Raw genomic sequence first — 19,337 nt, forward strand, 5'->3', positions numbered from 1 at the left:
ACCATGACCCAAGCCCCTACGACGCACCCGCCTTGTCTGCTGCGCTGGCTCGCAGGCCTGGCGCGTTGGTCGCTGGGCTTGCTGCTGGCGGCATGGTTGTTCCTCATCGTGGCCTGGGCCCTGCTGCACGGCGCGATTGTGCCGCGTGTGCAGGACTGGCGCCCGCAGCTGGAGCGATACGCCAGCGAGGCGCTCGGGGTTGCCGTGCGCGTGGGCGCGCTCAGCGCCCGCAGCGAGGGCTTGTTGCCCACGCTGGAGTTGCACGACGTTGCCCTGCTCAACCCCCAGGGCCAGGTGGCGCTGCAACTGCCGCGCGTGGTGCTGGCGCTGTCACCACGCGCGCTTTTGCAGCGGGGCTTTGCCCAGCTCTATATCGAGCGCCCGCAGCTCGACATCGAACGCGCTGCCGACGGCCAGGTTTTCATCGCCGGCCTGCCCTTCTCTCCCGGTGCCGAGGGCGATGGCGCCGCCGCCGACTGGCTGTTCTCGCAGGCCGAAGTCGTGGTGCGCGACGGCACCCTGCGCTGGCGCGACGCGCTGCGCCCGCAGGCGCCGCCGCTGGCGCTGCAGGCGGTCGATATCGTGCTGCGCAACCGCCCCTGGCGCCACGCCCTGCGCCTCGATGCCACGCCGCCGCCCGACTGGGGCCAGCGCTTTACGCTCATGGGCCAGCTGCACGAGCCCTTGCTCTCGGCCCACGCGGGCGCTTGGCAGCGCTGGAGCGGGCAGCTGTACGCCTGGTTCCCGCACGTCGATGTCGCCCAGCTGCACCAGTATTTGCACCTGCAAGATGCCGCCTTGACGCGTGGCCGGGGCGCGCTGCGCGCCTGGGTCGATCTGCACCAAGGCCAGGCCAGCGGCGGCGTGGCCGACCTGCGTCTGGCCGATGTGGACGCCCGCCTGGGCCCGGCGCTGGCGCCGCTGGCGCTGCGCCAGCTCAGCGCCCGCCTGCGCGCCAGCCGTTGGGAGCAGGGCTTTGAGCTGGCAACGCAAGATTTGCAGTTCGTCACCGCCGATGGCCTGCACTGGCCCGGCGGCAACCTGCGTCTGCGCCAGGAGCACCAAGGCAGCGCCCGCGCCCAGGGCACTTTGCAGGCCGAGCACCTGGACCTGGCCGCGCTGGCGCAAATTGCCAGCGCCTTGCCCCTGCCAGAGCCGGTGCACGCGGCCCTGCGCCGCTATACGCCGCAAGGCCAGGTGCCCAATTTGCAGCTGCAGTGGCAGGGCGAACTGGCGCAGTGGCGCAGCTACCGGGCCCAGGGGCGGGTGGAGCGCCTGGCCCTGGCCGCGCCGCCCGATGCCGGCGCCGACTGGGTGCCGCAGGACTTTGGCGTGCGCGGCGCCAGCGTCAGCTTTGACGCCAACGAGCAAGGCGGCAAGGCGCAGCTGGCGCTCAGCGATGGCGCGCTGCTGCTGCCGGGCGTGTTCGAGGAGCCCGTGCTGCCGCTGCAGCGCCTGAGCACCAACGTGCGCTGGACGCTCGACGGCGCGCAGATCGCCGTGCAGGCGAGCGACCTGCGCTTTGCCAACGCCGATGCCCAGGGCCAGGCGCAGCTGCGCTGGCGCACCAGCGACCCGGCGCAGGCCGCCAGCGGCGCGCGCTTTCCGGGTGTGCTCGATTTGCAGGGCCAACTCACGCGCGCCGACGGCACACGCGTGCACCGCTACCTGCCGCTGGCCATTGATGCCGAGGTGCGCCACTACGTGCGCGACGCCGTGCAGGCGGGCGAATCGCCCCTGGTGCGCTTCAAGGTGCGCGGTGATTTGCAGCAACTGCCGTTCGAGCGCCCGGAGCAGGGCGATTTCTACATCGCCGCCAAGATTCGGGGTGCGCGCTACGCCTACGTGCCGCCGCGCCTGCAGGCGGCGGGTGAGCCGCCCTGGCCGGTGCTCACCGACTTGAGCGGCGAGCTGGTGTTCGACCGCCACGGCATGGCCGTGCACCGTGCCAGCGCCCGTCTGCTGGGCAGCACGCAGCTGCAGCTCGGGAGCATCGCGGCGCAAATCCCCGACCTGCGCCACAGCGTCGTCGGCGTGCGCGCCCAGGGCAGCGGGCCGCTGGCCGATTGGCTGGCGCAGGTGCAGCATTCGCCCATCGCCGCCTTCACTGGTCAGGCGCTGGCACAGGCCCAGGGCAGCGGCAAGGCCGATTTGCAGCTGCAGCTGGCGCTGCCGCTGGCGGCGCTGGCGCAATCGCGCGTCAACGGTAGCCTGGCGCTGACGGGGGGCAACGAGCTGCAAATGGCGCCCGACATTCCCCGCCTGAGCAAGCTGCGCGGCAGCGTGCAGTTCAGCGAACAAGGGTTTTCTTTGCACGGCGTGCGCGCCCAGGCCCTGGGGGGTGAGCTGCGCCTCGAAGGCGGCCTGCGCAGCCCCGAGGCCCCGGTGCAGCTGCGCGCCCAGGGCCAGGCCAGCGCCGAGGGCTTGCGCCAAGCGCATGAACTGGGGCTGCTGGCGCAATGGGCGCAGCAAGCGAGCGGCAGCGCTCCCTACCAACTGGCGCTGACGGTGCGCCGGGGTGTGCCCGAGCTGCTCGTCAGCTCCAGCCTGCAGGGTCTGGCGCTGCAACTGCCCGCACCCTTGAATAAACCGGCCGATGCCAGCTGGCCGCTGCGCTTTGAGAAGCAACTCACGCCCGAGGCCGCCGCCAACAGCCAGGCGCCGCTGCAAGAGCGTCTGCATGTGAGCCTGGGCCCGGTGCTGCAGGCGCAGTTCCTGCGCGACCTGGGGACGGCCCAGCCCCAGGTGCTGCGCGGCAGCATTGCCCTGGGTCAGGGTAGCGACGAATTGCCGCCCTTGCCCGGTGCTGGCGTGGTGGCGCATGCGCGCCTCGATACGCTCGACCTCGACGTTTGGCGGCGCCTGCTGCAGGGCGAGACGGGCGCCGCTACGGCCGACAGTGCCATGACCGACTACCTGCCCACCCGCCTGGCCTTGCAGGCCGAGCAGCTGCAGCTGCAAGGGCGCAGCCTGCACGCGCTGGTGGCCGGCATCACGCGTGATGGCCCCATCTGGCAGGCCAGCCTGCAGGCGCGCGAGCTCGCTGGCCACGTGCAGTACCGCCAGGCCAGCACCAGCGAGCCCGCCGGGCGCCTGCAGGCGCGGCTGGCGCGGCTGGTGCTTGGGCCGAGCCAGGCGGCAAACGTCGAGCGCCTGCTCGACGCCCAGCCGGCGCAGCTGCCGGCGCTCGACATTGATGTGCAAAATTTTGAGCTCAACGGCCGCGCCCTGGGCCGGCTGCAGGTACAGGCGCAAAACCGGGGCGGCAGCGCGCAGCACCCGCGCGAGTGGCGCCTGTCGCAGTTCAACCTGAGCACGCCCGAGGCCGATTTCAGCGCCAGCGGCAACTGGGCCCAGCTTGCCACCCACACCCCCGGGGCGGCGGCAGCGCCCGAGCGGCGCACCGCCCTGACGCTGCGCCTGGAGCTGCGCGACGCCGGTGCCCTGCTCGCGCGCCTGGGGATGCCCGGCGTGCTGCGCCAGGGGCAGGGCCATCTGGAGGGGCAGCTCGCCTGGCGCGGCGCCCCCATCAGTCCCGACTACCAGAGCATGAGCGGGCAGCTGCACCTGGACATTGGCAAGGGCCAGTTCCTCAAGGCCGACCCCGGGCTGGCCAAGCTGCTGGGCGTGCTCAGCCTGCAGTCGCTGCCGCGCCGCCTGACGCTCGATTTCCGCGACGTTTTCAGCCAGGGCTTTGCCTTTGACTTCGTGCGCGGCGACCTGCGCGTGGACCGAGGCCTGGCGCAGACCAACAACCTGCAAATGAAGGGCGTGAACGCCGCCGTGCTGATGGAGGGCGAGGCCGACATCGTGCGCGAGACGCAGAACCTGCACGTGGTGGTGGTGCCCGAGATCAACGCCATGACGGCCTCGCTGGTGGCCACCGCCATCAACCCCATCATCGGCCTGGGCAGCTTTTTGGCCCAGGCAGTGCTGCGCGGGCCGTTGATTGCGGCGGCAACGCAGGAATTTCGCATCGAGGGCAGCTGGGCCGAGCCGCAGGTGGTGCGCCTGCAGCGGCACAACGAGCCCGCAGGAGAATCGCCATGAAAGTAGCCGCTATTCAGATGGTTTCTGGCCTGCAGCCCAATACCAATCAGCGTCAGGCGCTACAACTTTTAGAGCAAGCGCGGGACGCAGGCGCCGAGCTGGCGGTGCTGCCCGAGTACTTTGCCGAGATGGGCGCCGACGACGCGGCCCGTCTGCGCACAGCCGAGCCCCTGGGCTGCGGCCCGGTGCAGGACTTTCTGGCCGAGACGGCGCAGCGCCTGGGGCTGTGGCTGGTCGGCGGCACGCTGGCGCTGCAGACCGATTGCGCAGCGCAAGTGAGCAACAGCACCTTGGTGTTCGACCCCAGCGGCCAGCGCGTGGCGCGCTACGACAAGATGCACTGCTTTGCCTTTGACAATGGCCGCGAGCGCTACGACGAGGCCCGCGTGGTGCGCGCCGGGCGCCAGCCGGTGACGCTGGACATCACGGCGCGCAGCGGCCGGCGCTGGCGTCTGGGCCTGTCGGTGTGCTACGACCTGCGCTTTCCCGAGCTGTACCGGCAGCTGTCCCTGGCCGGGGCCGAGCTGCTGCTGGTGCCCAGCGCCTTCACCTACACCACGGGCCAGGCGCACTGGGATTGCCTGCTGCGCGCGCGGGCGATTGAAAACCAGGCCTACGTGCTGGCGCCGGCGCAGGGCGGGCAGCACGCCAATGGCCGGCGCACCTGGGGCCACAGCCTGTTGTGCGACCCCTGGGGTGAGGTGCTGGCGCAGCGGGTCGAGGGCGCGGGCCTGGTGCTGGGCACGCTCGATGCGCAGCTGCTGGCACGGGTGCGCCAGCAGCTGCCGGCGCTGGAGCACCGCGTCCTGTGAGCGCGCCCAGCCGTTGGCCCTGGCGTTCCTGGCGCCGCTGGTCTCTGTGGGGCCTGCTGGTGCTGCTGCTGGCGTGGATGTTGGCCACCCTGGTGTGGCTGGCGGCGCGCCATGAGAGCAACGAAATCCAGACCAGCCTCGAACGCGAGGCCGCCAGCGCCATCTCCGATCTGCGCTACGCCCTCGACCGCAACCAGCAAAGCCTGGAAGTGCTGGGCATGGGCGCGGCGCCGCTGGCGCTGTGGCAGAACCAGGCGACGGTGCTGCTGCGCGGCTCGCGCTCGCTGGTGCGCATCGAGGCGCGCGATACCCAGATGGGCCTGCTGGCGCAGGCGCAGTCGCCCTACCACCCGATTGATTGGGAGCCCAGCGCCCGGCTCGATCCGCACGGCGCCATGGCCCAGGCTTGCGCCAACGCCCGCCGCCAGGGAATGCCGGCCTACGGCGGTAGCTACTTTCAGCCCTACAGCGGCAGCCAGGGGGCCGAGTTGCTCGAGCTGTGCCTGCCGCAGGTCGTGGCCGGCCAGGTGCAGGGTTTTACGGTGGCCACCTACGCGCTGCAGGACATGCTGGCCGACACCGTCAGCCACAGCCTGGCGGGCAATCAGGAAGTGTCGTTCACCGACCCCGACGGCACGCGCCTGGCGGTGGTCGGCGCCGCCAAACGCGGCGCGCGCCTGTTCAGCACGCAGCAGCTGCTCACACTCAGCGGCGCCTCGCTGGTGCTGCGCATGGACAGCTGGCAAAGTGCGCCGCAGCTGTTTCCCAACCTGCTCACGGCCCTGGTGGCGGCCATGGGGCTGGCCTTGTCGGCGGTGGTGCTGCTGCTGGTGCGCGACAACCGCCGCCGCCTGCGCGCCGAGCAGGGCTTGGGCGAGGCGTTGGCTTTTCGCCAGGCGATGGAGGATTCGCTCGTTGCCGGCCTGCGCGCGCGCGACCTGCAGGGCCGCACCACCTACGTCAACCAGGCGTTTTGCGCCATGGTCGGCTACAGCGCGCAGGAGCTGATCGGGCACGATGGGCCGGCGCCCTATTGGCCACAGGAGCAGGCGCAGCGCTACTACCAGCGGCTGCAGGAGCCGCTGCGCGCCCGCAGTCTGCAAGAGGCGCGCGAGGGCTTTTCCGCCCAGTACCAGCACCGCGACGGGCGGCGCCTGGAGGTGCTGATTTTTGAAACCCCGCTGCGCAACGCCCAGGGCCAGCAGCAGGGTTGGATGAGCGCCATCCTCGACGTCAGCGAGCAGCGGCAAATGCAGGAGCAGTCGCGCGCGGCGCAGGAGCGGATGCAGGCCCAGGCGCACCTGGCCACATTGGGCGAAATGGCCTCGCTGCTCAGCCACGAGCTCAACCAGCCGCTGGCCGTGATCGCCAGCTACGCCACCGGCTCGCTCAACCTGCTCGCGCATGAGCCCCCGCCCGACGATTGCACCGCCCTGCGCCAGCAACTGCAGGATTTGCACGGCGCCATGCAGCGCATTGCCGACCAGGCCAGCCGCGCCGGGCGGGTGATGCTGGGCGTGCGCAACCTGGTGCGCCAGCGTGGTCAGGCGCGCGAGCGCGTGAGCGCTGCCGAACTGCTGGGGGCGGTGCTGCCGCTGATCCACCTGCAGGCGCGCGCCGGCGAGGTGCAACTTGTGAGCAGCGTCACCCCCGGCCTGGCGCCGGTGCTGTGCCAGCGCACCATGGTCGAGCAGGTGCTGCTGAACCTGGCGCGCAACGCCATCCAGGCGATGGAGGGTGTGCCGGCGGCGCAGCGCCAGCTGCAAATCCAGGTGCGCGCCATTCCCCGGGAAGATATGCTCGAATTTGCCGTCTGCGACAGCGGCCCGGGGATTGCCCCCGAGGTTGCCGCGCAGCTGTTCACGCCCTTTTTCACCACCCGCACCCAGGGCATGGGGCTGGGCCTGAACCTGTGCCGCACCGTGGTCGAGCAGCACGGTGGCACCATCGCTTTTACGGCCCGCCAGCCGCAAGGCAGTATCTTTACCTTTACCCTACCGACCGGCGGTGAGTTGCCGCCGTCCCATGAATAAAGTCCGCGTGAGAGAGCCCATGAACAATGCCACTGTTTTCATCGTCGATGACGACGCCGCCGTGCGCGAAGCCCTGGCTTGGCTGCTGCGTTCGCGCCGCCTGCACAGTGAAACCTTTGCCAGTGCCGAAGCCTTTGCCAGCGCCTTGCAAGAGCGCTGGCCGCTGGGGCACAGCGCCTGCCTGCTGCTCGACATCCGCATGGGCGGCATGAGCGGCCTGACGTTGTTTGACCAGCTGCTGGCGCAAGATCGTCTGGCGGGGCTGCCGGTGATTTTCCTCACCGGCCATGCCGACGTGCGCACGGCAGTCGATACCGTCAAGCGCGGCGCGTTTGATTTTTTTGAAAAGCCGTTCTCCGACAACGCCCTGGTCGATCGCATCGAGCAGGCGCTGGCGCTATCGTCCCAGGCCCTGGTGGCGCAGCAGGCCGAGGCGCAGCTGGAGCTGCGCCTGAAGGAGCTGACCGACCGCGAGCGCGACGTCATGGCGCTGGTGGTGGCCGCGCTGCCCAACAAGCTCATTGCCGACCAGCTGGGCATCAGCGTACGCACGGTGGAGGTGCACCGCGCGCGCGTGTTCGACAAGATGCAGGTCAAGTCGGCCGTGGAGCTGGCCAACTTGCTGCGCGGCGCCGAGGGCGCAGACGATCAGCCGCGCGGGCGCTCGCCGACGTAAATCTCCACGCGCCGGTTGCGCGCGCGCCCGTCGGCGCTGTCGTTGCTGGCGATGGGCTGGTGCGAGCCCCGGCCCTCCACCCAGATGCGCGCGCCGCTGACGCCGCGCATGGTCAGAAAATTGCGCGCACTCTCGGCGCGCGCCAGCGACAGCGGGTTGTTCACGGCGTCGCTGCCGGTGCTGTCGGTGTGGCCGACGATGCGCACCTCGGCGTTGGGGTTGTTGCGCAGGCCCTCGGCAAAGCGCTCCAGGATGGGGGCGAAGTTCGATTTGATGTCGGCGCGGCCGGTATCGAACGAAATATCGCTCGGAATATCGAGCCTGAGCTGGTTGTCTGCCGTCTGCATCACGCCCACGCCAGTGCCGCGCGTGGCCTGCTCCATGTCGCGGCGCTGCTGCTCCATGTGCTGCGACCAGATGTAGGTGCCCAGGGCGCCCACGCCCGCACCCAGTACCGCGCCGGTACCAACGCTGCCGCCCGTGGCGGCGCCGACCACGGCGCCAGCGACGGCGCCGACACCGGCGCCGGTGGCCGTGCGGCGTTGGGTGTCAGACATATTGGCGCAGCCCGCCAGCAGCAAGGCGGCGCCAGCCAGGGCCAGGGTAGAGCGGTGCAAAGTACGCATGGTCAATCTCCCGATGAAAAAAAGAGGGGGGGGTGAATGGCGCATTATTACGGCCAGCGCCCGGGGCTGCGGACGCTGCGTCCGTACCCATGAGGCTTGGCTGCCATCGCGCACAATCCGGGGCATGAAAACCGTCTCTGTGCGCCTGCTGTGCACGGCGCTGCTCGGCGCCTTGCTTGCCGCCTGCTCCACACCACCGTCGCCCCCCCCCGTTGTCAGCCCGCCGGCGCCGGTGGTTCCGTCGGCCGCAGCCTTGCCCACGCCGGGCCAGGGCAAGGCGCGCTGGGTGGCGGTGGGTTGGAGCGAGCTGCCCGGCTTTGCCAGCGACGATCTGCACGACGCCTGGAACGCCTGGCTCAAAAGCTGCGAGCGCCCGGCGCCGGCCTTCGCCCCGCTGTGCCCCGAGGTGCGCCGCCTATCCATCGCTGGCGACGCAGAGCAGCGCGCCTGGCTGCAGGCGCGCCTGCAGCCCTACCGCGTCGAGGCCGCCGACGGCAACCCCGACGGTCTGCTCACCAGCTACTACGAGCCGCTGCTGGACGCTGCACGCCAGCCCGGCAACGGCTTTGGCGTGCCCCTGTACCGCCCGCCTGCCATGGCGCGCAAGCCCTGGTACACGCGCCAGCAGATCGACACCCTGCCCGAGGCCCAGGCGCAGCTGGCCGGGCGCGCCATCGCCTGGCTGCGCGACCCGATCGACGCCCTGGTGCTGCACATCCAGGGCTCGGGGCGGCTGCGCATCACCGAGGCTGACGGCAGCCAGCGCCTGGTGCGCCTGGCCTTTGCCGGCACCAACGACCACCCCTACCAGAGCGTGGGCCGCTGGCTGCTCGACCAGGGGGCGACGCGCGATGCCTCCTGGCCCGGCATCAAGGCCTGGCTGGCGGCGAACCCGCAGCGGGTGAACGAGCTGCTGTGGAGCAACCCGCGCTATGTCTTCTTCCGCGAAGAGCCGCTCGATGGTCTGGATGCCGCCTTTGGCCCCAAGGGCGCGCAAGGCGTGGCGCTGACGCCGGGGCGCTCGATTGCGGTCGATCGCCACAGCATTCCGTACGGCACGCCGGTGTGGCTGGCATCGAGCGGGCCGCAGGTGCAGCTGGCGCGCCTGGTGCAGGCGCAGGATACCGGCAGCGCCATCGTCGGCGCGGTGCGCGCCGATTACTTCGCCGGCTGGGGGCCCGAGGCGGGTGAATTCGCCGGACGCCTCAAGCAGGGGCTGCGCCTGTGGGTGTTATGGCCACGGTAATGCTATAAAAAATATAGCTGTTCGCGCTTTGTGTGTAAGCCTTCGGGCCTGTTTCTATGCCTTAAATAGCCCTTGAAGATGGGCCTGGTACCGCTCCCGGACAGGGAACTGACGCCGCATACAATGCTCTGTTGTCCTGCCTGCAGCCTTGCTGGTTGCCGGCGGTTTTGCGAATTTTCACAACCGTTGTGGAGTTTTTCCCCGTGTTTATTTCTTCCGCTTTTGCCCAGACCGCCCCTGCAGCTGCCGCCGGCAGTGGCGACATGATGAGCCAGCTCACCGGCATGTTGCCGCTGGTGCTGATGTTCGTGGTGCTGTACTTCGTCATGATCCGTCCGCAGATGAAGCGCCAGAAAGAGCACAAGGCCATGATCGACGCCCTGGCCAAGGGCGACGAGGTGGCGACTGCCGGTGGCCTGCTGGGCACCGTCACGCGCATTGCCGAAGGCACGGTGCACGTGCAGGTCGCCCAGGGCGTCGAAGTGCAGCTGCAGCGCAGCGCCGTCACCCAGGTGTTGCCCAAAGGCAGCCTGAAGTAAGTCGTAAATTGTTTTTCCCGGGGCGGCCTGCCCGCCCCTGGCTACCTTGCCATTGTTGACACTGCTTGTTCAGTGAGCTGAGAGCGCCATCATGAACCGTTATCCGGTCTGGAAGTACGCGATCCTCGTCATCGCGCTGCTTGTGGGTGCGCTGTACACCCTGCCCAATTTCTTCGGCGAGGCACCGGCGGTGCAAGTCTCGTCGGCCAAAGCCACCATCAAGGTCGATCAGGCGCTGCTCGGGCGCGTCGAAGCCGCGCTGCAAGAGGCTGGTATCACGCCCGACGGCATCACGTTTGATGGCAACTCGGTGCGCGCGCGCTTTGCCACGCCCGACATCCAGCTCAAGGCCAAGGATGTGGTGCAAAAAGCCCTGGTGCCCGACGCCAGCGACCCGCCCTACATCGTCGCTCTGGGCCTGGTCTCGCGCTCGCCCGACTGGCTCAAGGCCATTCATGCACAGCCCATGTTCCTGGGCCTGGACCTGCGCGGCGGCGTGCACTTCATGCTGCAAGTCGATATGCAGGCGGCCTTGACCAAGAAGGCCGACTCCTATGCCGGCGATCTGCGTTCGAGCCTGCGCGAGAAGAACATCCGCCACGGCGGCATCAGCCGCGACGGCCAGGCAGTGGAAATCAAGCTGCGCGACGAAGCCCAGCTCACCGCCACGCGCAACCTGATCGCCGACCAGTTCCCCGATCTGCTGGCCACCAGCAGCCCCGACGGCGACGGCTTCAAGCTGCGCGCGGCCATCAAGCCCGAGGCCCTGCGCAAGGTGCAGGAGCAGGCGCTCAAGCAGAACATGGTGACGCTGCACAACCGCATCAACGAGCTGGGCGTGGCCGAACCCGTGATCCAGCAGCAGGGGCTTGACCGCATCGTCGTGCAGCTGCCGGGCGTGCAGGACACGGCCAAGGCCAAGGACATCCTGGGGCGCACGGCGACGCTGGAAGTGCGCATGGTCGATGAATCGACCGAGGCGCGCTCGGCCGAGCTCGGCAGCGGCCCGGTGCCGTTTGGCGATGAAAAATACCTCGACCGCAACGGCATGGCCGTGATCGTGAAAAAACAGGTCGTGCTCACGGGTGAGAACCTGACCGATGCCCAGCCCGGCTTTGACAGCCAGACGCAGGAGCCGACCGTGAACCTGGTGCTCGACGCCAAGGGCTCGCGCATCTTCAAGGACATCACGCGCGACAACATCGGCAAGCGCATGGCCATCGTGCTCTTTGAAAAGGGCAAGGGCGAGGTCGTGACGGCGCCGGTGATCCGCTCGGAAATCGGTGGTGGCCGCGTGCAAATCTCGGGCCGCATGACCACTGCCGAAGCCAACGATACGGCGCTGTTGCTGCGCGCCGGCTCACTCGCCGCGCCGATGGAGATCATCGAGGAATACACCATCGGCCCGAGCCTGGGCGCCGACAACATCCAACGCGGCATCCACTCCGTGGTCTGGGGCATGGTCGCCATTGCAGCCTTCATGTGCGTGTACTACATGCTGTTTGGCGTGTTTTCCACCATCGCCTTATCGGTCAACGTGCTGATGTTGCTGGCGATTTTGTCCATGCTGCAGGCGACGCTGACCCTGCCCGGCATCGCCGCCATGGCGCTGGCGCTGGGCGTGGCGATTGACTCGAACGTGCTCATCAACGAGCGCATCCGCGAGGAGCTGCGCGCCGGCGTCTCGCCGCAAGCGGCGATTGCCGCCGGCTACGAGCGTGCCTGGGCCACCATCCTGGACTCGAACGTGACCACGCTGATCGCCGGCCTGGCGCTGCTGGCCTTCGGCTCCGGCCCGGTGCGCGGCTTTGCCGTGGTGCACTGCATTGGCATTCTCACCAGCATGTTCTCGGCCGTGTTCTTCTCGCGCGGCCTGGTCAACCTCTGGTACGGCAGCCGCAAAAAGCTCAAGAGCCTGGCTATCGGCCAGGTCTGGAAGCCCGCAGAGGGCACGGGTGTGCGTTCGGTCGCTGCGCGTGGCGACAATCCATAAGGAGGAAAAGTCATGGAATTTTTCCGCATCAAAAAAGACATCCCGTTCATGAAATACGCGTTGGTGCTCAACGCGATTTCCTTCATCACCTTCGCCCTGGCGGTGTTTTTCCTGGTCACGCGTGGCTTGCACCTGTCGGTGGAGTTCACCGGTGGCACGGTGATGGAAGTGGCCTACCAGCAGACGGCCGACATTGGCAAGGTGCGCGAGACCGTCGCCGGCCTGGGCTATCAGGACGTGGTGGTGCAGAACTTCGGCACCTCGCGCGACGTCATGATCCGCCTGCCGGTGCAAAAAGGCGTGACCTCGGCGCAGCAAAGTGAGCAGGTGCTCTCGGCCCTCAAAAGCCAGGACGCCGAAGTTACCCTGCGGCGCACCGAGTTCGTCGGCCCGCAGGTGGGCGAGGAACTGGTGCACGGCGGCCTGATGGCGCTGGGCATGGTGGTGCTGGGCATCGTCATCTACCTGGCGCTGCGCTTTGAGTGGAAGTTCGGCGTCGCCGCCATCATCGCCAACCTGCACGACGTGGTCATCATCCTGGGCTTCTTCGCCTTCTTCCAGTGGGAGTTCTCGCTCTCGGTGCTGGCCGGCGTGCTGGCGGTGCTGGGATATTCGGTGAACGAATCGGTGGTGATTTTTGACCGGATCCGCGAGGCGTTCCGTAAATTCCGCAAGCTCTCCACTTCCGAGGTGATCGACCACGCCATCACCTCCACCATGAGCCGCACCATCATCACCCACGCCTCGACCGAGGCCATGGTGCTGTCCATGTTCTTTTTCGGTGGCCCGAGCCTGCACTACTTTGCGCTGGCGCTGACCATTGGCATTCTGTTCGGCATCTATTCCTCGGTGTTCGTGGCGGCGGCCATTGCCATGTGGCTGGGCGTCAAGCGTGAAGACCTGGTCAAGGTCAGCAAAAAGGAAGAGGGCGACCCGAACGATCCCAACAGCGGTGCCACGGTTTGAGCCGCTAAGATGACGGGCTATGCCCACTCCGCCCTCCGCACCCCACGCCCCTTTGGCCCGCATGGCGCGCCAGCGCTTTGTGCAGGGGCTGTGCACGGGCATCGTGCAGCTCGATAAGGCGCTGCTCGATTTTCTCAACCAGCTGATCGCGCAAACCGGCACGGCGCGCGAAATGCAGGAACGACGCGACAGCTGGCAGCGCTACCGCGATCAACGCCAGGCTTGGGCCCGGGCCCTGGCGCTTGCCTGGCAGGGCGCATTGGCGTCTGCGCCTACCGCGCGCAGCTCGGCGCCCGTGCCGCTGGACCTGGGGCTTTCTCTGCTGGGCGACGACGTGGTGGAGAACAAAATTCTCGCCTCGCGCATGGCGCTGCCGCTGATGGATGCGGCGGGTGCGGTGTTCGATCCCCTGCGCCAGCGCACGCAGCAGCTCGAGCAGCAGGATTTGCCCAGCAGCGACATCCTGCGCCCCGAAACCTGCTGCCTGTTGCTGGTCGAGCAATGGGTGGACAACGGTCTGCAACGCGGTGATTTGCACACCGTCATGGAGCCGCTGCAGCGCGCTTTGGGTGAATTGCTGCTGGCGCAGTACCAGGTGGTGGCGCAGCTCTACGACGAGCAAGGGGTGGTGCTCAATACCGACTTTCGCTCCCGCGTGCGCCGCGCTGCGGATGCTGGCCCGAGCAGCGCCCCGGCGGCGCCCCACAGCCGGCACAGCCATCTGGGCTCCGGGCCGGGTGGACTGGCATCGCAGGCATTGGTTCAGGCGCAGTCCACCGGACATGCTGCCTCAGGCATGGGCCGTCCGGCGGGTTATGCCATGTCGGCGCCAGCGGGCCTGCCCCTGGGGCCCACGCCCGTGGCGCGCGCGCGGATGCGGGCCCAGGGCGTGATGGCGCAGTTGCGGCGCCTGCTGTCGCAGCCGGTCACGGGTTTTGATTTGGTGCAGGCGCCACCCGCCACCCAGGCGTTGACGCAGGCCCTGGCGGCGCAGCGCCTGCAGGCGAGCGCGTTTTACAGCGGCCTCGATACCTTGCAACCCGTGCTGCCGCAAGGGCCACAGGTGGTGGTGCAGCTGGTAGGCCAGGCGCGCGAGCAGTCGAGCGAGCTGAAAAAAAAGGCCGCCAGTGCGAGCGAGAAAGCCATCATTGAGGTGGTGGCGCTGATGTTCCAGAGCATCCTGACCGAAGACCGCATCCCCTCGCAGGTGCGCGTGTGGTTTGCGCGCCTGCAGGTGCCGGTGCTGCGCGTGGCGCTGGCCGAGCCGGATTTTTTCAGCAACCTCGACCACCCGGCGCGGCGCCTGATTGACCGTATGGGCGCTTGCGTCATGGGCTTTGACGCCACTGCCATCGACGGTACAGCGCTTGAAGCCGAGGTGCGGCGCATCGTGCAGGTGATCGAGCAGTACCCCGAGACTGGCCAGCGCGTATTCCAGCTGGTGTACGACGAATTCGAGAAATTCCTCGCCAAATTCCTGACGGCGCGCCAATCCACCGCGCGCCTGGTGTCGGTGGCACAACAAGTCGAGCAGCGCGAGACGCTGGCCATCCAGTACACCATCGAGCTGCGCAGCCTGCTCAAAGATATTCCGGTGCGCGATGAAATCCGCGACTTTCTGTTCAAGACCTGGGCCGAGGTGCTGGCCCTGTCGGCCGTGCGCGACGGCGCCCAGCACGCCGACACCCTGCACTACAAGCGCACTGCCACCGATCTGGTGTGGGCTGCCAGCGCCAAACCCAATCGCAGCGAGCGCGCCCAGGTCATCCAGAGCCTGCCGGGCCTGCTCGCCCGCTTGCGCCAGGGCCTGGCGCTGATTGGCACCGAGGGCGAGGCGCAGGACGCGCAGATCAAGCAACTCACCGACACCCTGGCTGAGGCCTTCGTTGCCAAGACGGCGGCAATTCCAGCCGCGCAGATCGAGGCCATGGCCAAGCGCCTGGCCAACCTCGAAGACTTCATGGACGACGCCACGCTCGGCGACATGCCGCTGTCGGGCGACAACATCGAGATGATGCTGGGCATGGATGCAACGGGCCTGGTGGTCATTGCCGACACCGGCGCGCCGGTGGACGAGGCCATGCTCGCCTGGGCGCAGCAGCTGCCGCTGGGCGTGTGGTACCAGCTCGACCACAACGGCAGCACCGCCCAGGTGCAGTACGTGTGGCACAGCGCGCGCCAGCAGCTGCACCTGTTTGCGGCGGCGGTCGATGGCTCGTGCTACCTCATCCAGCTGCGCCGCCTGGCCGCTTATTTGCAGGCGGGGCTGTTGGTGCCCCAGGACGAAGAAGGTCTGACGGTGCGCGCCACACGCGACGCCCTGGCCAAGATCGACGCCAATCCCGAGCGCCTGCTCAGCTGAGCGCCAGACGCTGGAACAGCCCCCCGGGCAGGCGCGCGAGCTGCCCGTCAAGCTCTTGCTCGAGCAACCGCACCTGCAAGGTGGCGGTGTCGTAGCCCGTGCGCGCCAGCAGCGCATCGAGCCCGATCGGGTCCCAGCCCATGGCGGCGAGCAAGGGATCGTCGCTGGCGGCCCCGGGAGGCGGCGTTGCAGGCGCTGCTACTGCTGTAAGCGCTGCCGTTGTTGCTGCCAAGGTGGTAGGCGCCGGCAGTTCTTCGAGCACGTCCTGCGCCGTTTCCACCAGCTTGGCGCCCTGGCGCAGCAGGGCATGGCAGCCCCGGGATTGGGGCGCGTGGATGGAGCCTGGAATGGCAAACACCTCGCGCCCTTGTTCTGCCGCCAGGCGGGCGGTGATGAGCGAGCCCGACTGCAACGCGGCCTCCACCACCAGCGTGCCCTGCGCCAGGCCGGCAATGATGCGGTTGCGTTTGGGAAAATTTTGCGCCAGCGGCGGGGTGCCGAGCGGGTACTCACTGAGCAGCAGGCCCTGCTCTGCAATGCGGTGGGCCAGGGCGCGGTGGCGGCTGGGATAGACGCGGTCAAGCCCCGTGCCGACGACGGCAATCGTCGCCAGCTGGCCAGGGCTGGCGGCAGCCAGGGCGCCTTCGTGCGCCGCAGCATCAACCCCCAGTGCCAGGCCGGAGACGATGCACAGCCCCGCCTGGTGCAGGGCCTGGGCAAATTGCTGCGCCGTCTGCGCGCCTTGCGCCGTGGGGTTGCGGCTGCCGACCATGGCCAGGCAGCGCAGCCCCTGCAGCGGTGCGGGGGTTGCCAGCAGCGCCGCCGGCCCCAGGGCGTAGAGCAGCAGCGGTGGGTCTTCGGTGGCGAGCAAGGAGGCGGGGTAGGCGCTGTCGCCCAGGCTCCAGAGGCCGTGGGCGCGTCCTGGGGGCGGCTGCTGCAGCCATTGCCAGGTGGTGTCGAGCAGCGCGGCCAGCGCCGGCGGCTCTTGCGCCAGGGCCTGTGCCTGGGCGCTGGTGACGGCGCCGTGCCACAGCGCGGGCTGGGCAAACACCTGTTGCGGCAGGCCACACAGCGCCAGCAGGCGCCGCGCCGTGTGGTTGCCCACCCCCGGGGTGAGCGTCAGGCGCAGCCAGGCGGCAAGTTCGCTGCGCTCCATGCCAGGGGGTGTTAGTTGGTCGGGTTGGTCAGGCGGTCGCCCACGCGCACCCCGGTGTTGATTTGCAGGAGCAGGGCGTAGGAGACGCGGTCAAAGGTGCGGAACACCATGGCCAGACCGTTGCGCTCGCTCGGCAGCTTGATGGTGGCGCGCTCGGGGTCGGTTTTATCGACGATGCGCTCGCCCTTGGTCAGGATTTGCAGCACCTGGCCGGGCACCATGCCGTCGTGGATGCCCCGGTTGATGGCCACCACCTGGTTTTGCCCGGCGTAGGCCACGGGCGAGCTGCCGTAGATCGAGACCACGCGGGCATCAATCGGCACCTGCGGCGCGTGCGGCGTGTAGCTGGTGAAGGCGCGCGCCGGTGCTGGCAGCAGGCGATCGCCAGCGCGGATTTCTTCTTTGACCGATGTGATCTGCACGGTGGCTGGGACGTAATCGGCTTGCACGCCGCCCTTGTCGTCGGCCGATTCCTCCAGCCCCTCGCCGCGCAGCAGATCGGCCTTGCCCAGGTACTGCGCCTCGTAGCCCAGGATTTCGCCCGTCACTGGGTCTTTCAGGGCGGTGGCGTTGCGGTAGATCTGAAAGCGTCGGGGCTCGCCCGGTGCGCGCAGCAGGGGCTTGGCCGGGTCGCCGCGCACATAGGCTTTGTCGCCGCTGGCCATGAGCACGCGCTCCTCGGTGGTGGCGACCACGCGCGGGGCGTGTTCGAGCGTATCTGCATCGACGATGATGGGCTCGACCAGGAAGGGCTCGATCAGATGCGGCTTGAGCGTGGGCAGGGCCAGGTCCGACAGGCTTTCGGCGCGCGTGCGTGGCGACAGGCGCAGCACGTCGGTGCTGCCGTTGCGGCTGGTGGACAGGCGCGCCATGCCGTTGTTGCGTTCCAGGTACAGGGTCTGGCCGGGGTAAATCAGGTGCGGGTTGGCAATCGCCTGCATGTTCATGCCCCACAGCTCGGGCCAGCGCCAGGGGCGCTTGAGGTACATGCCGGAGATGCCCCAGAGCGTGTCGCCGCGCTTGACGACGTAGGTGTCGGGGGCGTTGGCGGCCAGCTCGGCCTCGGGAATGCCTTTGGCGGCGGTCTGCTCGGCGGTGGCGCGCTGTGCGGCGGTGACGGGGTAGCGCGCTTGCGCCCAGGCCGGCGCAGAGGTGGCGAGTGCGGCCGCCAAGCCCAGCGCGCAGGTAACGGCCTGGGTGTAGTTATTGGGTTGATGCATGGAAAACGCCCCCTCTCATTGGCGCCACCAGAGCCCAGTCTGGCGGCAAAAAGTCATGTCAAACGATCGCAGATTCTCAGCCCAAGCCCTTGATTGGGCAACGCTTATTGGAAAACGCAACTGCAAGCGTCCGTAAAAATAGCGAAAATAACGACATATTTTCATTCTGACCATGGCAATTCTCCCGATTCTTTGCTACCCCGATCCGCGCCTGCACAAGGTGGCTGCCCCCGTGCAAACGGTGGATGCGCGCATCCAGGCCCTGGTGGCCGACATGCTGGCCACCATGTACGACGCCAACGGCATCGGCCTGGCTGCCACGCAGGTGGACGTGCACGAGCGCGTGGTGGTGATCGACGTCTCCGAGGAGCGCGACCAGCCCATGGTCGTCATCAACCCCGAAATCGTCTGGGCCAGCCCTGAAAAGCAGCTCGGCGACGAGGGCTGCCTGTCGGTGCCTGGCATCTACGACGGCGTCGAGCGCTCGGTGGCGGTGCACGTGCGCGCCCTCGATGCCCAGGGCCAGGAGCGCGTGATCGAGGCCGAGGGCCTGCTCGCCGTCTGCCTGCAGCACGAAATGGACCACCTGCGCGGCAAGGTGTTCGTCGATTACCTCTCGCAGCTCAAGCAGGGCCGCATCAAGACCAAGCTGCTCAAGCAGCAGCGCGAAGTCGCCCGCGACTGAGCCCGGCCCCATGAAGCTGATTTTTGCCGGCACGCCGGAGTTTGCCCGCGTCGCCCTGGAGGCGCTGCTTGCCGCCGGCCATGAGGTGGCCCTGGTGCTGAGCCAGCCCGACCGCCCTGCCGGGCGCGGCATGAAGCTGCAAGCCTCGCCCGTCAAGCAATGCGCGCTGCAGCACGGCATTGCCGTGGCGCAGCCGCGCAGCCTGCGCCTCGATGGCAAGTTCCCCGAGGACGCACAGGCAGCGCAGGCCGCCATCGCCGCCGTGCAGGCCGAGGCCATGGTGGTGGCCGCCTACGGCCTGATCCTGCCGCAGTGGGTGCTCGACGCGCCGCGCCGGGGCTGCCTGAACATCCACGCCAGCCTGCTGCCGCGCTGGCGCGGCGCCGCGCCCATCCACCGCGCCATCGAGGCCGGCGATGCCGAGACCGGCGTCACCATCATGCAGATGGACGCTGGCCTGGACACCGGCGCCATGCTGCTGCGCGAGGCGCTGCCCATTGGCGCGCAAGAGAGCACCGCGCGGCTGCACGACCGCCTGGCGGCCCAGGGCGGGCGCCTGATCGTCGCGGCGCTGACCCAGGCCGACCAACTGCAGCCGCAGCCCCAGCCGGCCGAGGGCGTGACCTACGCGCACAAGATCGAAAAAGCCGAGAGCAGCGTGGACTGGACGCAAGACGCCGCGCAGATTGCGCGCCGCATCCGCGCCTTCGACCCGTTTCCGGGCGCCAGCACCACCCTGGGGGCTGAGGTAATTAAATTATGGTGCTGCGAAATTGATAGCGTCTCACGCTTGCCAGATGCGGCTTGCGGCCAGATTCTTTCTGCAAATGCAGACGGCGTCGTCGTTGCCTGCGGCAGCGGCCTGCTGCGCCTGACGCAGCTGCAGCGCGCTGGCGGAAAGCGCCTGGCGGCGGGGGAATTCCTGCGTGGCTTTGCCCTGCAGCCGGGGCAGGTGCTGGGCACTGGCGCCTGA

At 68.5% G+C, this 19,337-nt stretch carries 14 protein-coding genes; 11 read left to right on the forward strand and 3 right to left on the reverse strand.

Translation table 11 applies throughout. The annotated features are described in order from the left end of the window. The first annotated feature begins 3 nt into the window (after positions 1-3). The 4 genes from G7045_RS00135 to G7045_RS00150 are packed head-to-tail and all read left to right on the forward strand — an operon-like array spanning position 4 to position 7,571. Complete coding sequence (locus tag G7045_RS00135) at positions 4-4,050, forward strand: YhdP family protein (RefSeq protein ID WP_166155604.1); 4,047 nt, start codon at positions 4-6, stop codon at positions 4,048-4,050. Further along, positions 4,047-4,862, forward strand: coding sequence for a carbon-nitrogen hydrolase family protein (locus tag G7045_RS00140; RefSeq protein ID WP_166155607.1), 816 nt, complete (start codon positions 4,047-4,049; stop codon positions 4,860-4,862). Before G7045_RS00135 ends, G7045_RS00140 begins: the two co-directional genes overlap by 4 nt. Continuing rightward, a complete protein-coding gene (locus G7045_RS00145) occupies positions 4,859-6,895 on the forward strand; it encodes an ATP-binding protein (protein ID WP_240919242.1) in 2,037 nt (678 codons plus the stop codon). The genes G7045_RS00140 and G7045_RS00145 overlap by 4 nt, the downstream gene beginning before the upstream one ends. 19 nt (positions 6,896-6,914) lie before the next feature. Continuing rightward, entirely contained in the window at positions 6,915-7,571 is a 657-nt protein-coding gene (locus G7045_RS00150) for a response regulator transcription factor (protein WP_240919243.1), read from the forward strand. Here G7045_RS00150 and G7045_RS00155 read toward each other — a convergent pair. Next, positions 7,544-8,197 carry an OmpA family protein gene (locus tag G7045_RS00155; protein ID WP_166155613.1) on the reverse strand — a complete coding sequence of 218 codons (654 nt, stop codon included), beginning with the start codon at positions 8,195-8,197 and terminating at the stop codon, positions 7,544-7,546. The genes G7045_RS00150 and G7045_RS00155 overlap by 28 nt on opposite strands. 124 nt (positions 8,198-8,321) lie before the next feature. Here G7045_RS00155 and G7045_RS00160 point away from each other — a divergent pair, with 124 nt between their 5' ends. The 5 genes from G7045_RS00160 (at position 8,322) to G7045_RS00180 (ending at position 15,303) form a co-directional block, all read left to right on the forward strand. After that, positions 8,322-9,443 carry a murein transglycosylase A gene (locus tag G7045_RS00160; protein ID WP_166155616.1) on the forward strand — a complete coding sequence of 374 codons (1,122 nt, stop codon included), beginning with the start codon at positions 8,322-8,324 and terminating at the stop codon, positions 9,441-9,443. A 203-nt stretch (positions 9,444-9,646) separates the two neighbouring features. Further along, positions 9,647-9,982 (forward strand): preprotein translocase subunit YajC, encoded by a 336-nt coding sequence (yajC, locus tag G7045_RS00165; protein WP_166155619.1) that lies wholly within the window; start codon positions 9,647-9,649, stop codon positions 9,980-9,982. 91 nt (positions 9,983-10,073) lie between these two features. Then, positions 10,074-11,975 (forward strand): protein translocase subunit SecD, encoded by a 1,902-nt coding sequence (secD, locus tag G7045_RS00170; RefSeq protein WP_166155622.1) that lies wholly within the window; start codon positions 10,074-10,076, stop codon positions 11,973-11,975. Positions 11,976-11,987: 12 nt separating this feature from the next. Further along, positions 11,988-12,941, forward strand: a complete 954-nt coding sequence (secF, locus tag G7045_RS00175) for a protein translocase subunit SecF (RefSeq protein ID WP_166155625.1) — start codon at positions 11,988-11,990, stop codon at positions 12,939-12,941. 19 nt (positions 12,942-12,960) lie between these two features. Continuing rightward, positions 12,961-15,303, forward strand: a complete 2,343-nt coding sequence (locus tag G7045_RS00180; RefSeq protein WP_166155628.1) for a DUF1631 family protein — start codon at positions 12,961-12,963, stop codon at positions 15,301-15,303. Here the strand turns inward: G7045_RS00180 and dprA are convergent. Both dprA and G7045_RS00190 read right to left on the reverse strand, forming a co-directional pair. Beyond that, positions 15,296-16,459 (reverse strand): DNA-processing protein DprA, encoded by a 1,164-nt coding sequence (gene dprA, locus G7045_RS00185; RefSeq protein WP_166155631.1) that lies wholly within the window; start codon positions 16,457-16,459, stop codon positions 15,296-15,298. The genes G7045_RS00180 and dprA overlap by 8 nt on opposite strands. A gap of 11 nt (positions 16,460-16,470) precedes the next feature. Then, a complete protein-coding gene (locus G7045_RS00190; RefSeq protein ID WP_166155634.1) occupies positions 16,471-17,679 on the reverse strand; it encodes a LysM peptidoglycan-binding domain-containing protein in 1,209 nt (402 codons plus the stop codon). A gap of 172 nt (positions 17,680-17,851) precedes the next feature. On the opposite strand from G7045_RS00190, the gene def reads away from it, so the two are divergent. Both def and fmt read left to right on the forward strand, forming a co-directional pair. Continuing rightward, positions 17,852-18,364, forward strand: a complete 513-nt coding sequence (gene def, locus G7045_RS00195) for a peptide deformylase (RefSeq protein ID WP_166155637.1) — start codon at positions 17,852-17,854, stop codon at positions 18,362-18,364. A gap of 10 nt (positions 18,365-18,374) precedes the next feature. Beyond that, the gene (gene fmt / locus G7045_RS00200; protein ID WP_166155640.1) at positions 18,375-19,337 is read left to right on the forward strand and encodes a methionyl-tRNA formyltransferase; all 963 of its coding nucleotides are present in this window, start codon (positions 18,375-18,377) and stop codon (positions 19,335-19,337) included.

The sequence above is a fragment of the Acidovorax sp. HDW3 genome (assembly GCF_011303755.1).
Classification (GTDB): domain Bacteria; phylum Pseudomonadota; class Gammaproteobacteria; order Burkholderiales; family Burkholderiaceae_C; genus Paenacidovorax.

What these genes read in the sequence shown, in the direction of transcription:
- G7045_RS00135 (WP_166155604.1), top strand. Translation starts at nt 4, where the DNA reads ATGACCCAAGCCCCTACGACGCACCCGCCTTGTCTGCTGCGCTGGCTC.
- G7045_RS00140 (WP_166155607.1), top strand. Translation starts at nt 4,047, where the DNA reads ATGAAAGTAGCCGCTATTCAGATGGTTTCTGGCCTGCAGCCCAATACC.
- G7045_RS00150 (WP_240919243.1), top strand. Translation starts at nt 6,915, where the DNA reads ATGAACAATGCCACTGTTTTCATCGTCGATGACGACGCCGCCGTGCGC.
- G7045_RS00155 (WP_166155613.1), bottom strand. Translation starts at nt 8,197, where the DNA reads ATGCGTACTTTGCACCGCTCTACCCTGGCCCTGGCTGGCGCCGCCTTG.
- G7045_RS00160 (WP_166155616.1), top strand. Translation starts at nt 8,322, where the DNA reads ATGAAAACCGTCTCTGTGCGCCTGCTGTGCACGGCGCTGCTCGGCGCC.
- secD (WP_166155622.1), top strand. Translation starts at nt 10,074, where the DNA reads ATGAACCGTTATCCGGTCTGGAAGTACGCGATCCTCGTCATCGCGCTG.
- secF (WP_166155625.1), top strand. Translation starts at nt 11,988, where the DNA reads ATGGAATTTTTCCGCATCAAAAAAGACATCCCGTTCATGAAATACGCG.
- G7045_RS00180 (WP_166155628.1), top strand. Translation starts at nt 12,961, where the DNA reads ATGCCCACTCCGCCCTCCGCACCCCACGCCCCTTTGGCCCGCATGGCG.
- dprA (WP_166155631.1), bottom strand. Translation starts at nt 16,459, where the DNA reads ATGGAGCGCAGCGAACTTGCCGCCTGGCTGCGCCTGACGCTCACCCCG.
- G7045_RS00190 (WP_166155634.1), bottom strand. Translation starts at nt 17,679, where the DNA reads ATGCATCAACCCAATAACTACACCCAGGCCGTTACCTGCGCGCTGGGC.
- def (WP_166155637.1), top strand. Translation starts at nt 17,852, where the DNA reads ATGGCAATTCTCCCGATTCTTTGCTACCCCGATCCGCGCCTGCACAAG.
- fmt (WP_166155640.1), top strand. Translation starts at nt 18,375, where the DNA reads ATGAAGCTGATTTTTGCCGGCACGCCGGAGTTTGCCCGCGTCGCCCTG.